The organism is Streptomyces sp. NPDC127106 (genome assembly GCF_042677605.1).
Lineage (GTDB): Bacteria > Actinomycetota > Actinomycetes > Streptomycetales > Streptomycetaceae > Streptomyces.
The window spans coordinates 12,296-24,427 of record NZ_JBHXTC010000038.1; the positions used below are offsets into that span (position 1 = coordinate 12,296).

The following is a 12,132-nucleotide window of genomic DNA, read 5'->3' on the forward strand; positions in this document are numbered from 1 at the left end:
GGCCCCCCCCCCCCCCCCGCCCCGCGGGCCCCCCCCCGCCGCCCCCCCCCCCCGCGGGGGCGGGCCCCCCCCCCCCGCCGCGCCCCCCCCCCCGGGGCCCGGCGGTCGACCCGCCCGGCCCCGTCACCCTCAGTGGGTGAACGGGGAGGCGGGACGGGAGCGCCAGGAGTGCACGGGATGGTCGGTCAGGGACGGCAGGTTGCGGTCCCAGTGGGCGCGGTGGCGCCGGGTCGAGTGACGCGGCACGGCCATCGCGCCCGTACGCGCCAGGACCATCAGGGCGGCCGTGAGGGCCGCCAGTTCTATGTGGTCGGGGCGGCCCTTGACCACCCTGATCCGGTGCCGGCGTATCACCAGGACACCGGGAGGGACTTGGGACCGCGGATCAGCCCGCCGGTCTGCCATTCGACCTGCTCGGGCGGGACGGCCAGGGCGAGGCGCGGGTAGCGGTCGAGCAGGGTGGCCAGCATGAGCTCGGACTCCATCCGGGCCAGCATCGAGCCGACGCAGTGGTGCGGGCCGTTGCCGAAGGCCATGTGGACGATCGGGCCCCGGTCGAAGTCCAGGGTGTCGGGGTCGGGGAAGACCTCGGGGTCGCGGTTGGCGGCCAGGTACGAGGAGTAGACCGCCTCGCCCGCCTTGACGGTGACGCCGGCGATCTCCACGTCCCGCATCGCGATCCGCGGCAGGCCCACTCCGCTGCGGTGCGGGATGAAGCGCAGCAGTTCGTCGACGGCCTGGGGGATCAGCTGGCGCTCGGCGCGCAGCCGTTCGAGGTGCTGCGGATGGGTGAGCAGGGCGTACACCATGTTGGCGCTGTTGTTGCGGACCGCGTGGGCACCGCTCACCAGGATGGCGGTGGCCAGGGACACGGCTTCGTCGTCGGTGATCTCGCCCGCCTCGGCGGCTGCGGTGAGGACACCGGCGAGGTCGTCGCCGTGCTTCTTGCGGCGCATGTCGAGCAGGGCGACGATCGTTTCGCGGACCGTCTTGAGGGCGTCCACGCTCTGGGCGGGGGCCGGCCCCGGCGTCATGGCCACGTTCGCCCAGGAGGTCATGTCCGCCCGCATCTCCTGCGGCATGCCCAGCAGGTCCGCCACGGCCGCGAGGGGGAGCGGGCCGTGCAGGTGCTCGACCAGGTCCGCGGGCGAGCCGTGCCGCTCCATCGCGTCCAGGAGGCCGTCGAGGGTCTTCTGCACCGTGGGGCGGAGCCTGTTCATCGCCTTGCCGGTGAAGGCCCGCGCCACCACCCGGCGCATGTTGTTCAGGCGCGGTGGGTCGGCGTAGTTGAGGGACGCCTTCTGCGAGGCGATCGCGTGCGGGGAGGAGGCGGTCACCGACCGGCCGACCAGTTCCTCCCTGCTGAAGCGGGGGTCGGTCGTGGCCGCCTTGACGTCGCTGTAGCGGGACATCAGCCACGCGCTGCCCTGGCCGAACGGCAGCTGGATCCGGGCGGCCCGTTTCTCCTTCAGCCGGTCGTGCAGGAACGGGTCGAACTCGAGGGCCTCGAAGTCGTCCAGGCTCCAGAAGTGCACCGTCTCGTCCGTGTCCGGGCCCGTCCCGGGCTCCACGGCCGTGTGCGGCTCTGACGTCATCGTTCACATCTCCCTGCGTGGATGGCACCCCCCGTGGCGCGATCCCGCGGAAAACCGACTTCCACGGACATATCGACCAGCCCATCCTTTCCCGTTCGCCACGCCGGTCGCTGCCTTCCTCCGACAGCGTCACCGGATTGGCCCATGTCACCAACGCCGTAGTCCCGCGCGCGCATCGGCCCGGGGTCCGTGAGGCTGTGTCAGACACGAAAGGAGAGCCACCCATGGCGACTCTGTGCAGGCCAACGGTGTCCGTACCCGAGCACGTGATCACGATGGAGCAGACCCTCGACCTGTGCCGGTCCGTCCACGCGGACCATCCGCAGCTCGAACTGGCGCTGCGCCTGATCCGGAACACCGGCGTCGCGAAGCGGCACATCGTGCAGCCCATCGAGGAGACCCTCAAGCACCCCGGTTTCGAATCGCGCAACGCCGTGTACGAATCCGAGGCCAAGGCGCGGGTCCCCGCGGTGGTGCGGCAGGCGCTGGAGGACGCGCAACTGCGCGCCAAGGACATCGACATGATCATCTACGTGTCGTGCACGGGCTTCATGATGCCTTCGCTCACCGCGTGGATGATCAACGAGATGGGCTTCCGGACGGACACCCGGCAGCTGCCCATCGCCCAGCTGGGCTGCGCGGCAGGCGGTGCGGCGGTCAACCGGGCGCACGACTTCTGCACCGCGTACCCCGAGGCGAACGCCCTGATCGTCTCCTGCGAGCTCTGCTCGCTGTGCTACCAGCCGAGCGACCTGGAGGTCGGCAACCTGCTCTCTAACGGCCTCTTCGGCGACGGCGTCGGTGCGGCGGTCGTCCGCGGCCGCGGCGGCACGGGCATGAAGATCCACCGCAACAGCTCGTACATCATCCCTCGGACAGAGGACTGGATCATGTACGACGTCAAGTCCACCGGGTTCCACTTCAAGCTGGACCGGCGCGTTCCCGGCACCATGGAGCCGCTCGCCCCGTCCCTCAAGGAACTGGCCAAGGCCCATGGATGGGACGCCGCCGCCCTGGACTTCTACATCATCCACGCGGGCGGTCCGCGCATCCTGGACGACCTCAGCAAGTACCTCGGTGTGGCACCCGAGGCATTCCGCTTCAGTCGGGCCACACTGACCGAGTACGGCAACATCGCCAGCGCCGTCGTCCTCGACGCGCTGCGCCGACTCTTCGACGAGAACCGCACGGCCGACGCCGCGAAGGGCCTGCTGGCCGGGTTCGGTCCGGGCATCACCGCAGAGATCTCACTGGGCAGCTGGACCTCGCAACGAGGAACCGGGTGAGGGAGGAATCCGAAGCATGCTGAAGGACGGCCCCGCTACCGCACGGCCACCCATCACGCACTGGCCCACCCCGGCCCTGGACGGGGTCGACTTCGACCCCGTCCTCGCCGGCCTGATGGAGGCGGGGCCGGTCACCCGGATCCGCCTCCCCAACGGGTCCGGCTGGGCCTGGCTCGTCTGCCGGTACGACGACGTGCGGATGGTGGCCAACGATCCCCGGTTCAGCCGCAAGCTGGTCGCCGAACACGACGTCACCCGGCTGGCCCCCCATTTCATCCCCGCACCGGGCGCGGTCGGCTTCGAGGACCCGCCCGACCACACCCGGCTGCGCCGCACCGTGGCAGCCGCGTTCACGACCACCGGGGTCGAGCGGCTCCGCCGCCGCGCCAAGGAGATGCTCGACGGCCTCGTCGAGCAGATCCTGGCCGACGGCCCGCCCGTCGACCTCACCGAGCGCCTCCTCGCGCCCTTCCCGCTCGCCGTCGTGTGCGAGCTGATGGGCGTACCCGAGGAGGACCGGCCCGTGGTCCACGAATGGACCACGCTCATCCTCTCTTCCGCCCAGGGCGCCGAGCGCAGCGAGCGCGCGAAGGACGAGGCGCTGGCCTACCTGGCCGCACGCCTGCGCTCCGGGGACGTCCCGCACGACGACAGCGTCATCGGACTCCTCGACAAGGCGGTCCGGGACGGCGAGGTCACGCTGGAGGAGGCGACCGGCCTGGGCCTGCTCATCCAGATCGGCGGCGAGGCCGTCACCAACAACGTGGGCAACATGGTCTACATCCTGCTCACCCGGCCGGACCTGATGCAGAAGCTGCGCGACGACCCCGCGCTGCGCCCGGCGGGCCTGAACGAGCTGCTGCGCTACATCCCGCACCGCAACGCGGTGGGGCTCTCCCGGATCGCCCTGGAGGACGTCACCCTCGCCGGCCACCGCATCCGGGCCGGCGAGGCCGTGTACGTCTCCTACCTGGCCGCCAACCGCGACCCGGACGTCTTCCCCGACCCCCACGAGCTGCACCTGGACCGCAGCCCCAACCCGCACGTCTCCTTCGGGTACGGCCCCCACTTCTGCCCCGGCGCGATGCTCGCCCGCCTGGAGTCCGAGCTGCTCGTCGACGCGCTGCTCGACCGCTTCCCGGACGCGCGCTTCACCGTCCCCCTGAACGAACTGCGCTGGCGGCCGGGGGCGCTGATCCGCGGCCCCGAAGGCCTGCCGGTGACCTGGTCATGACCGCGCACGTGGCCCGTGACGGCCTGCTGGTCCCACCCGGCCACGGGCGCACCCTGTACACCGACGCCCAGCAGGTCACCTTCAAGGTCACCGGCGAGCACTCCACGGTGGCCTCCAGCTTCGAGGTCGTCGTCCCGCCCGGCTTCGACGTCGGGGCCCACCGGCACGTGCGCAGCGAAGAACTGTTCTACGTCCTGGAGGGTGAACTCGACGTCATGGCGTTCGAGCCGCGCGTGCGCAGCGGCGACGACTGGCGACACTGGGAGTCGCTCGACGGGCGCCAGGTCGTACGGGCCACCCCCGGAACGGTGATCGTGGTCCCGCCAGGCTGTCCGCACGCCTTCGCCAACCCGACCGGCCAGCCGGCCCGCATGTTCTTCCAGGCCTCACCGCCACCCGACCACGAGCGGTACTTCGAGGAGCTCCTCGCCCTGCTCGACGCAGGTGCCTCCCCGGATCCCGCCGCGATCAGCGAACTGCGGTCCCGCTACGACATCGAGCAGCTCACGCCGCTGCGCCACGAGCTGCCCTGACCGACCACCACGCACGACGCACCACGCACCACCTCACGCGTCACGTATGCACCCCTCACCACCACCCACCCCCACGCTCGGGAGAATTCATGCTGCGCACTCGCCGCAAACTTCGCACCGCCACGTACGCCCTGGCCGGCACGGTCGTCGCCGCTGCCGCGCTGGCGGCGGGCCCGGCCCAGGCCGCCGATTCCCTGCCGTCCTACTGGTGCTACATCAACGGTGTCGAGGCCCGGTCCGGCATGACGGTGGTGAGAGGCACGTCGGGCGCCGACACGATCCTGTGCGAGAACGACGTCGAGAACGTCATCATCGACGGCATGGGCGGCAACGACAACATCCGGGTCAAGGGCATGGTCGTCGACTCCCAGGTGCTCGGTGGCGAGGGCGACGACACCATCCAGGTCAACAACCTCTACCCGCGCAACGGCAACTCGTCCGTGCGCGGCGGCGCGGGTGACGACGCCATCATCACCGCGCTGGTCGTGGGCACGGCCGCGCACGGCGCCACCGTCTACGGCGACCACGGCGCCGACAAGATCACCACGGGCAGCGTGCTGGGCGAGCCGGGCGAGTACCAGCGCGGCGGAGGCCAGGTGTTCGGCAACGACGGCAGCGACACCATCCGCACGGGCAACGTCGACCTCGGCGGCCGGATCCTCGGCGGCAGCGAGCACGACGTCATCGAGCCGAAGTCGGTGGGCGCGGAGTCCGCGGGCGTCGTCCAGGGCGGCCCGGGCAACGACAAGGTCCGCGGTCAGGACGACACCGTCCTGACCATCGGCCCCGGCTACGGCCAGGTCGACGGCGGACTCGGGACCAACTCCTGCAAGATGAAGCACTTCTCGACCGGCGAGCGGGTCCGCAGCTCGATCGCGAACTGCACGGTGGCCACGACTCCGGCGCCCGCGAACCCGGCGACGCCCGCGAACCCGGCGACCCCGGCGAACCCGGCGACCCCCGCGAACCCGGCGACGCCCGCGGCTCCCGAGGGTGCCGCCCCCGCGGCGCCGTCCGCCTCCTCCCCCCAGTCCCCCGAGGAGGCGGCGGCGCCCGGGCGTCCGTCGCGCCCCTAGGGCTCAGGGTCCTGACGGACGGCGGCCGCCCGGGGCGCCGTGCGCGCGTTCCACGGACAGGCCGCCGGGCAGCAGGAACAGGGTCAGCACGGCCCCGGCGGTGAAGATCGCCGCCGAGGCGGTGAACACCGTGTGGTAACTCTCCAGGGCAGCCCGCGCCATCAGTTCCGGCGCGGGCTGCCGTCCTTCCAGGAAGCGGGTGACGGTGCCGGCGGCCAGGGTGCTCATGAGCGCCGTTCCGACCGACCCCCCGACCTGCCGCATGGCGTTGACCGTCGCGGAGCCCACCCCGGCGTCCCGCGGGTCGATGCCCGCCGTGCCGAGGTTCATGGCGGCCGCCGTGATCAGCCCCATGCCGAGCCCCGTCGCGACCTGGCCGGGCAGCACCTCGACGGCGTACGGGCCCGAGGCCGACAGGTTCGTCATCCAGGCCATCCCGCAGGCCGCGAGCAGCATGCCCGTGACGATGCGCGGCCGGCCGCCCACCGTGCCGAGCAGCCCCAGGTTGCTGCCGATCGCGCTCAGCATGGTGCACCCGGACATCGGCAGGAACGCCAGGCCGGTCCTGGCCGGGCCGTACCCACGGGTGTGCTGGAGGTAGTACGTCAGGAACAGGAACACCCCGAACATGCCGACACCGGTGATGAACACGGACATCAGGGCCGTCGCCCGGACCCGGTCGAGCACGATCCGCAGCGGCAGCAGGGGGTGCGGGCTGCGCCGCTGCCACCAGGTGAACGCGGTCAGCAGTGCGGCGCCGGTGGCCAGGAGGCCCAGCGGCTGGAGCGACCGCCAGCCGTGGGGGCCCGCCGTGGCCAGCCCGTAGACCATGCAGAACAGACCCGACGAGGCCAGGACCGTGCCCGGCAGGTCCAGCCGGGGCGGGGCGGTGGGGGTCGTCCGGCGCAGCAGCAGCACACCGCCGGTGACGGCGAAGGCCGCGAACAGGACGTTGACGTAGAGGGTCGAGCGCCAGCTCAGGTGCTCGGTGAGCACCCCGCCGAGCAACAGGCCCACCGCTCCCCCGGACGCGGCCAGTGCCCCGAACACGCCGAAGGCCTTGCCACGTTCGGCGGGCGCCGAGAAGGTCGTGGTGAGCAGCGAGAGCGCGGCCGGGGCCAACAGGGCCGCGAACACCCCCTGCAGGGTGCGGGCCGTGACGAGGACGCCGAACGTGGCCGCCGCGCCGCCGAGGGCCGAGGCGGCGGCGAAGCCGAGCTGGCCGATGAGGAAGGCCCGGCGGCGTCCGATCAGGTCGGCCAGGCGCCCGCCGAGCAGCAGGAGGCTGCCGAAGGCGATCGCGTAGGAGGTGACCACCCACTGGCGCTGGTGGTCGGAGAACGCCAGGTCGTCCTGGATGGAGGGGAGGGCGATGTTCACGATGGTCGCGTCGAGGACGACCATCAGCTGGGCCAGGCCGATGACGGCGAGGACCCACCAGCGGCGCGGATCGGGCGGGGCGGCGGGGCCGGCGGTAGGGGCGGTGCCGGTGGCGGGTCCGGTTCCGGGCCCGGTGCCGTGCCCGGGGGTGGAGCCCGGGCCGGGGGCCGAGCCGGTCGGTTCTGCGGACATGGTGGACTCCATGGGTTCCGCTCGTTCTCGCAGGCGAGAGCGTGGGGCGGTGGGGGGACTGTCTGCTTCGACGATGCGTGAGACGGGCCCGCCGCCCGCACGTCGCCACGCCACGGGGCCGCCCGGATGGACCAGCGGGCGCCCGCTCCCGCCACCGGCCGGACCGTCGCCGGCTTGCGCCCCGCCGACTCGTCACCCCGTGCCCGCGCTTCTGCCGGCTCGTCCCGCCGGTTCGTCCCGCCGCCGGGCGCGGCCCCTACCGCTTCCGGGCGGCCGCTCCGCCCTCGCCGGCGTCCGCGGGGCGGCCGGCGTGCAGCTCCAGCGGGCCGGTGCCCTCCGCACGCGCCCGCAGGCAGGCCTCGATCTGGCGGCGCAGGCTCGGCTTGACCAGGCCCCGCAGCTCCCCGGGGGCCGCCGTCCGCCAGCGCAGCAGCTCGCCGGGGGCCAGCCGGATCCGGGCGAGCGTGCCGGCGTCCAGGACCCCGCCGTCGTAGAGGAAGCGGATCCGCGCCGGGTAGCCCGGCTTGTGGGCCCAGTTGACGCCGAGCAGCCGGCCGGGCTCCAGTTCGAGGCCGAGTTCCTCGTGCGCCTCCCGCCGGGCCGCAGCGCGCGGGGTCTCGCCGAGGTCGCTGTCGATCCCGCCGCCGGGCAGGTTCCAGCGGCCCGGCTTGCCGTACGCGGGCTCCACGAGCAGGATCCCGCCCGCCCCGTCGGTGCACAGCACGCTCGCCGCGGTCAGGGCCTTGGGGCGGGCGGCGCGGTGGCTCGCCGCGTCGAACAGGCCCGCGTGCTCCAGCGCCGTACGCCGCTCCGGGTCCAGGCCGGCCGGCGAGCCCGGCTGGGGCACGCCGTCGACGAGGTGGGCGATCGAGCCCGTGCGCAGGGCGGCCAGCCCGGCGCGCAGCCGGGGCGCGATCCGCGCGGGCAGCACCGCGTACGCCTCCTCCGGCGCGAGCCAATGGGCCTCGCAGACTTCCCCGTCCGGGAACGAGAGCACGGCGGCCTGCGCGGGGGAGAGCGGCCCGACGAGGTGGACGTGCACGACGAGGGAGCGTCCGAGGGATCCCGGGGTCCGCGAGTCCACCGCGAGGAGCCGGCCGACCGGAACGCTCAGGTCCAGCTCCTCCTTCAGCTCGCGGGCCAGGCCTTCCTCCGGGGTCTCGGTGCCCTCGACGGTGCCGCCCGGCAGCTCCCGGCCCGCCTTGTAGGAGGGGGTCAGGACCAGGACCCGCCCGGTGCCGTCCAGGACGAGGCCGGTGGCGGCGACGAGCGGGGCCGAGCGGGCGGCGTAGTACGCGCGCACCTGCTCGGGGGAGGGGCGGTCGGACGGGCGGTCGGACGGGGTGTCGGGCACGGCGGCTCCTGTGGTCGTGCGGAAGCAGGACTATGCGTACCCCGCCACCGGCGGTCAGGCGCGGGCCAGCAGCATCCCGCCCATGGTGACCATGGTCGCCGCCACGAGGCCGTCCAGCACCCGCCAGGCCTTGGGGCGCGAGAGCAGGCCGCTGAGCAGGCGGGCGCCGTAGCCGAGGGTGGTGAACCAGATCAGGCTGGCCAGCCCCGCCCCGATGCCGAAGGCCCAGCGCAGGTCGCCGCGGTCGGCGGCGAGGGAGCCGAGCAGCAGCACGGTGTCCAGGTAGACGTGCGGGTTGAGCCAGGTCATGACCAGGCAGGTCAGGACGGCCCGGCGGCGGGAGGCGGCGGTGGCCCCCTCGGTGTCCAGGGCGGCGCCGGGGACCGGCCGCAGCACCCGGCGGGCGGCGAGGACCCCGTAGCAGACCAGGAAGGTGCCGCCGGCGAGGGCGACCGCCGTCAGCGCGGCCGGCCAGGCGGTGACGAAGGCGCCGACGCCGGCGACGCCGAGGGCGATCAGGGCGGCGTCGGAGAGGGCGCAGATGGCGACCACGGCGAGGACGGCCTGGCGGCGCACCCCCTGCCGCAGGACGAAGGCGTTCTGGGCGCCGATGGCGACGATGAGGGAGAGTCCGGTGCCGAAGCCGGCGAGAGCCGCCGCGAGGATGCCGTGTGTCATGCGTTCGACCATATGAACGGCGTGGTGTGCAGTACAGCTAAAGATTTTTACGTACCTTTAGCGTTCGTGATGGACGAGCTTCCCCTGGACCAGGTGCGCACCCTCCTCGCCGTCGTGGACGAGGGCACGTTCGACGCGGCCGCGGCCGCCCTGCACGTGACCCCGTCCGCGGTCAGCCAGCGGGTGAAGGCCCTCGAACAGCGGACCGGGCGGGTGCTGCTCATGCGCACCAAGCCGGTCCGGGCGACCGAGTCCGGGCAGGTCGTGGTCCGCTTCGCCCGGCAGCTGGCCCGCCTGGAGCGCGACGCGCGGGCCGAGCTCGGGATGGCGCAGGACGAGGGCGGGCCGGTGCGGCTGCCCATCGCCGTCAACGCGGACTCCCTGGCCACCTGGTTCCTGCCCGCCCTGACCCGCGTCCCGCAGGACCCGCCCGTCCTCTTCGAACTGCACCGGGAGGACGAGTCGCACACCACCGCGCTGCTGCGGGAGGGCCAGGTCATGGCGGCCGTCACCTCCTCCCCGGACCCGGTGGCGGGCTGCACCGTGCGGCGACTGGGCCGGGCGCGGTACCTGCCGGTGGCGAGCCCCGCGTTCGTCGCCCGCCACCTCACGGAGGCGGGGGCGGAGACCGGCACGGGCAGGGCGGGCGGGGCGGGCGACACCGGCGGGGTTGGCGGTGCCGGCGCGGGGGAGCCCACTCGGGCGGCCGGCCTGGAACGGGCGCTGCGCCGGGCGCCGGTGATCGTCTTCGACCGGCGGGACGTGCTCCAGGACGTCTTCCTGCGCGCGCTGACCGGCGACGAGGACGCCGGGGCCAGTCCGCTGCGCCACCACGTGCCCACGTCGGAAGGGTTCTGCGACGCGGTCGCCGCCGGACTGGGCTGGGGGCTGGTGCCGCAGCCGCAGGCGGAGCCGCTGCTCCGGTCGGGCGACCTGGTCCTGCTGGTGCCGGGGCGCCCGCTGGACGTGCCGCTCTACTGGCAGCAGTGGAAGCTCGACTCGCCGGCCCTGTCACGGGTGGCGGACGTGGTCGCGGCCGTCGCGGCCGAGGAGCTCCTGCCCGGGGCGGCGCCGCAGGTCCCGCCCGGCCCGTAGGCTGCGGCCATGGACTCCTACACGATCGGCCAGGCAGCCCGGCTGCTCGGCGTGAGCGTCGACACGGCCCGGCGCTGGGCGGACGCCGAGCGGTTCCCCACCCGGCGGGAGGGCGCGCGGCGCATGGTGGACGGGCCCGACCTCGCCGCGTTCTGCGTCCAGGTCGCGCAGGAGGCGGCCGAGGCCGAGGAGGCCCCGTACACCTCGGTGCGCAACGCCTTCCCCGGCATCGTCACCGCGGTGAAGCTCGGCACGGTGGACGCCCAGGTGGAGATCCAGGCCGGGCCGCACCGGGTGGTGTCGCTGCTGACCCGGGAGGCGGTGGAGGAGCTGGGCCTGGAGGTGGGGGCGCGGGCGGTGGCCCGGGTGAAGGCGACGAGCGTGTTCGTGGACCGCGCCTGACCCGGCGGGGGCGGACGCGCGGGGAAGACGGGCGGCGGTGGCAGACTGGCCGCTGATCCGCCGAAGGGAAGTACACCGTTGTCCATGTTCAGCAACCTGCGCCGGGCGGTGCGCCGCGGCTACCGGCGGGCCGTCGACCTGAGCCACCCGGCCCGTTCCCCGCTCGGCAGCGCGGTGGTCAACTGCATCGTCTACCACGACGGGGTGCGGCAGGACGGCTGCGCCGAGGTCGAGGAGGCGCTGCGGCGGGTCCGCAAGACGGGTGAGGGCTTCGTGTGGATCGGCCTGCACGAGCCGTCGCAGGAGGAGCTCGCCGGGCTGGCCAAGCTGTTCGGCCTGCACCCGCTCGCCGTCGAGGACGCCGTGCACGCCCACCAGCGCCCCAAGATCGAGCGCTACGACGACATACTGTTCGCCGTCTTCAAGACCGTGCGCTACGTGGAGCACGAGGAACTCACCGCGACCAGTGAGGTGGTGGAGACCGGCGAGCTGATGGTCTTCACCGGGGACGACTTCGTCATCACCATCCGGCACGGCGGCCGCGGCACGCTCGGCCCGGTCCGCGAGAGCCTGGAAGCGGCTCCGGAGCAACTAGCCAAGGGCCCGGCGGCGGTTCTGCACGCCATCGCCGACCACGTCGTCGACGACTACGTGGCCGTCACGGACGCGGTGCAGAACGACATCGACGCCGTCGAGACCGCCGTCTTCAGCGACACCGGCGCCCGGGGCGACGCGGGCCGCATCTACCAGCTCAAGCGCGAACTGCTGGAGCTGCGCCGGGCGGTGGCCCCGCTGGCCCGGCCCCTGGAGCAGCTGGCCACGCAGCCGATACAGGCCGTTCCGGTGGAGGCGCGCGCGTACTTCCGGGACGTCGCCGACCACCTCACGCGCGCGACCGACCAGATCAACGGGTACGACGCCCTGCTCGACTCCATCTTGCAGGCCCATCTCGCCCAGGTGACGGTGGCCCAGAACGAGGACATGCGGAAGATCACGGCGTGGGCGGCCATCGTCGCCGTGCCGACGATGGTCTGCGGCGTCTACGGCATGAACTTCGACCACATGCCCGAACTGCACTGGAAGTACGGGTATCCGGCCGTGGTCGGTGTGATGGTGGTGGCGTGCTTCCTCATCCACCGCGGATTCCGCCGTAACGGTTGGCTCTGACCGGCCGTTGCGGGCCTCCGGCACGGAAGCGGCCGCTCCGGCCCGGCGAGATCGCGGTGGCGTAACGATGTGGGCAACGGCGGGCTGCGATCTGCCGGTTGCCGGGCCCGCGGCGGCGCGGAGGTCGGACCCGGCGAAGC

12 protein-coding genes are annotated in these 12,132 nt (G+C 73.4%); 7 read left to right on the forward strand and 5 right to left on the reverse strand.

Annotation, left to right across the window (positions count from 1 at the left end; genetic code table 11):
- Positions 1 to 129: 129 nt before the first annotated feature.
- On the reverse strand, positions 130 to 354 hold the full coding sequence (locus ACFVGY_RS26520) for an acyl-CoA carboxylase subunit epsilon (protein WP_385681470.1): 225 nt from the start codon (positions 352 to 354) through the stop codon (positions 130 to 132).
- The gene (locus ACFVGY_RS26525; RefSeq protein ID WP_385681472.1) at positions 351 to 1,595 is read right to left on the reverse strand and encodes a cytochrome P450; all 1,245 of its coding nucleotides are present in this window, start codon (positions 1,593 to 1,595) and stop codon (positions 351 to 353) included. Before ACFVGY_RS26525 ends, ACFVGY_RS26520 begins: the two co-directional genes overlap by 4 nt.
- Before the next feature lie 224 nt (positions 1,596 to 1,819).
- Between ACFVGY_RS26525 and ACFVGY_RS26530 the strand changes: the two genes are divergently transcribed.
- The 4 genes from ACFVGY_RS26530 (at position 1,820) to ACFVGY_RS26545 (ending at position 5,724) form a co-directional block, all read left to right on the forward strand.
- Positions 1,820 to 2,881 carry a type III polyketide synthase gene (locus ACFVGY_RS26530; RefSeq protein WP_385681474.1) on the forward strand — a complete coding sequence of 354 codons (1,062 nt, stop codon included), beginning with the start codon at positions 1,820 to 1,822 and terminating at the stop codon, positions 2,879 to 2,881.
- A 16-nt stretch (positions 2,882 to 2,897) separates the two neighbouring features.
- Positions 2,898 to 4,115 (forward strand): cytochrome P450, encoded by a 1,218-nt coding sequence (locus ACFVGY_RS26535; protein ID WP_385681476.1) that lies wholly within the window; start codon positions 2,898 to 2,900, stop codon positions 4,113 to 4,115.
- On the forward strand, positions 4,112 to 4,648 hold the full coding sequence (locus tag ACFVGY_RS26540; RefSeq protein ID WP_385681478.1) for a cupin domain-containing protein: 537 nt from the start codon (positions 4,112 to 4,114) through the stop codon (positions 4,646 to 4,648). Before ACFVGY_RS26535 ends, ACFVGY_RS26540 begins: the two co-directional genes overlap by 4 nt.
- A gap of 89 nt (positions 4,649 to 4,737) precedes the next feature.
- Positions 4,738 to 5,724 carry a hypothetical protein gene (locus ACFVGY_RS26545; protein ID WP_385681480.1) on the forward strand — a complete coding sequence of 329 codons (987 nt, stop codon included), beginning with the start codon at positions 4,738 to 4,740 and terminating at the stop codon, positions 5,722 to 5,724.
- Between the two features lie 3 nt (positions 5,725 to 5,727).
- On the opposite strand, the gene ACFVGY_RS26550 is transcribed toward ACFVGY_RS26545, so the two are convergent.
- The 3 genes from ACFVGY_RS26550 to ACFVGY_RS26560 all read right to left on the reverse strand — a co-directional run bounded on the left by ACFVGY_RS26550 (position 5,728) and on the right by ACFVGY_RS26560 (position 9,328).
- On the reverse strand, positions 5,728 to 7,296 hold the full coding sequence (locus ACFVGY_RS26550) for a DHA2 family efflux MFS transporter permease subunit (protein ID WP_385681482.1): 1,569 nt from the start codon (positions 7,294 to 7,296) through the stop codon (positions 5,728 to 5,730).
- A gap of 256 nt (positions 7,297 to 7,552) precedes the next feature.
- A complete protein-coding gene (locus tag ACFVGY_RS26555) occupies positions 7,553 to 8,650 on the reverse strand; it encodes an NUDIX domain-containing protein (RefSeq protein ID WP_385681484.1) in 1,098 nt (365 codons plus the stop codon).
- A 54-nt stretch (positions 8,651 to 8,704) separates the two neighbouring features.
- Complete coding sequence (locus tag ACFVGY_RS26560; protein ID WP_385681486.1) at positions 8,705 to 9,328, reverse strand: LysE/ArgO family amino acid transporter; 624 nt, start codon at positions 9,326 to 9,328, stop codon at positions 8,705 to 8,707.
- Positions 9,329 to 9,397: 69 nt separating this feature from the next.
- On the opposite strand from ACFVGY_RS26560, the gene ACFVGY_RS26565 reads away from it, so the two are divergent.
- The 3 genes from ACFVGY_RS26565 to corA all read left to right on the forward strand — a co-directional run bounded on the left by ACFVGY_RS26565 (position 9,398) and on the right by corA (position 11,992).
- Positions 9,398 to 10,423 carry a LysR family transcriptional regulator ArgP gene (locus ACFVGY_RS26565; protein WP_385681488.1) on the forward strand — a complete coding sequence of 342 codons (1,026 nt, stop codon included), beginning with the start codon at positions 9,398 to 9,400 and terminating at the stop codon, positions 10,421 to 10,423.
- Between the two features lie 9 nt (positions 10,424 to 10,432).
- Positions 10,433 to 10,825, forward strand: a complete 393-nt coding sequence (locus ACFVGY_RS26570; protein WP_385681490.1) for a molybdopterin-binding protein — start codon at positions 10,433 to 10,435, stop codon at positions 10,823 to 10,825.
- A gap of 84 nt (positions 10,826 to 10,909) precedes the next feature.
- Positions 10,910 to 11,992, forward strand: coding sequence for a magnesium/cobalt transporter CorA (gene corA, locus ACFVGY_RS26575; RefSeq protein ID WP_385681492.1), 1,083 nt, complete (start codon positions 10,910 to 10,912; stop codon positions 11,990 to 11,992).
- The last annotated feature ends 140 nt before the right edge of the window (positions 11,993 to 12,132 follow it).

Coding starts and splice junctions, on each gene's coding strand:
- ACFVGY_RS26545 (WP_385681480.1), top strand. CDS start 4,738: ATGCTGCGCACTCGCCGCAAACTTCGCACCGCCACGTACGCCCTGGCC.
- ACFVGY_RS26560 (WP_385681486.1), bottom strand. CDS start 9,328: ATGACACACGGCATCCTCGCGGCGGCTCTCGCCGGCTTCGGCACCGGA.
- ACFVGY_RS26550 (WP_385681482.1), bottom strand. CDS start 7,296: ATGTCCGCAGAACCGACCGGCTCGGCCCCCGGCCCGGGCTCCACCCCC.
- ACFVGY_RS26540 (WP_385681478.1), top strand. CDS start 4,112: ATGACCGCGCACGTGGCCCGTGACGGCCTGCTGGTCCCACCCGGCCAC.
- ACFVGY_RS26570 (WP_385681490.1), top strand. CDS start 10,433: ATGGACTCCTACACGATCGGCCAGGCAGCCCGGCTGCTCGGCGTGAGC.
- ACFVGY_RS26530 (WP_385681474.1), top strand. CDS start 1,820: ATGGCGACTCTGTGCAGGCCAACGGTGTCCGTACCCGAGCACGTGATC.
- ACFVGY_RS26525 (WP_385681472.1), bottom strand. CDS start 1,595: ATGACGTCAGAGCCGCACACGGCCGTGGAGCCCGGGACGGGCCCGGAC.
- corA (WP_385681492.1), top strand. CDS start 10,910: ATGTTCAGCAACCTGCGCCGGGCGGTGCGCCGCGGCTACCGGCGGGCC.
- ACFVGY_RS26535 (WP_385681476.1), top strand. CDS start 2,898: ATGCTGAAGGACGGCCCCGCTACCGCACGGCCACCCATCACGCACTGG.
- ACFVGY_RS26565 (WP_385681488.1), top strand. CDS start 9,398: ATGGACGAGCTTCCCCTGGACCAGGTGCGCACCCTCCTCGCCGTCGTG.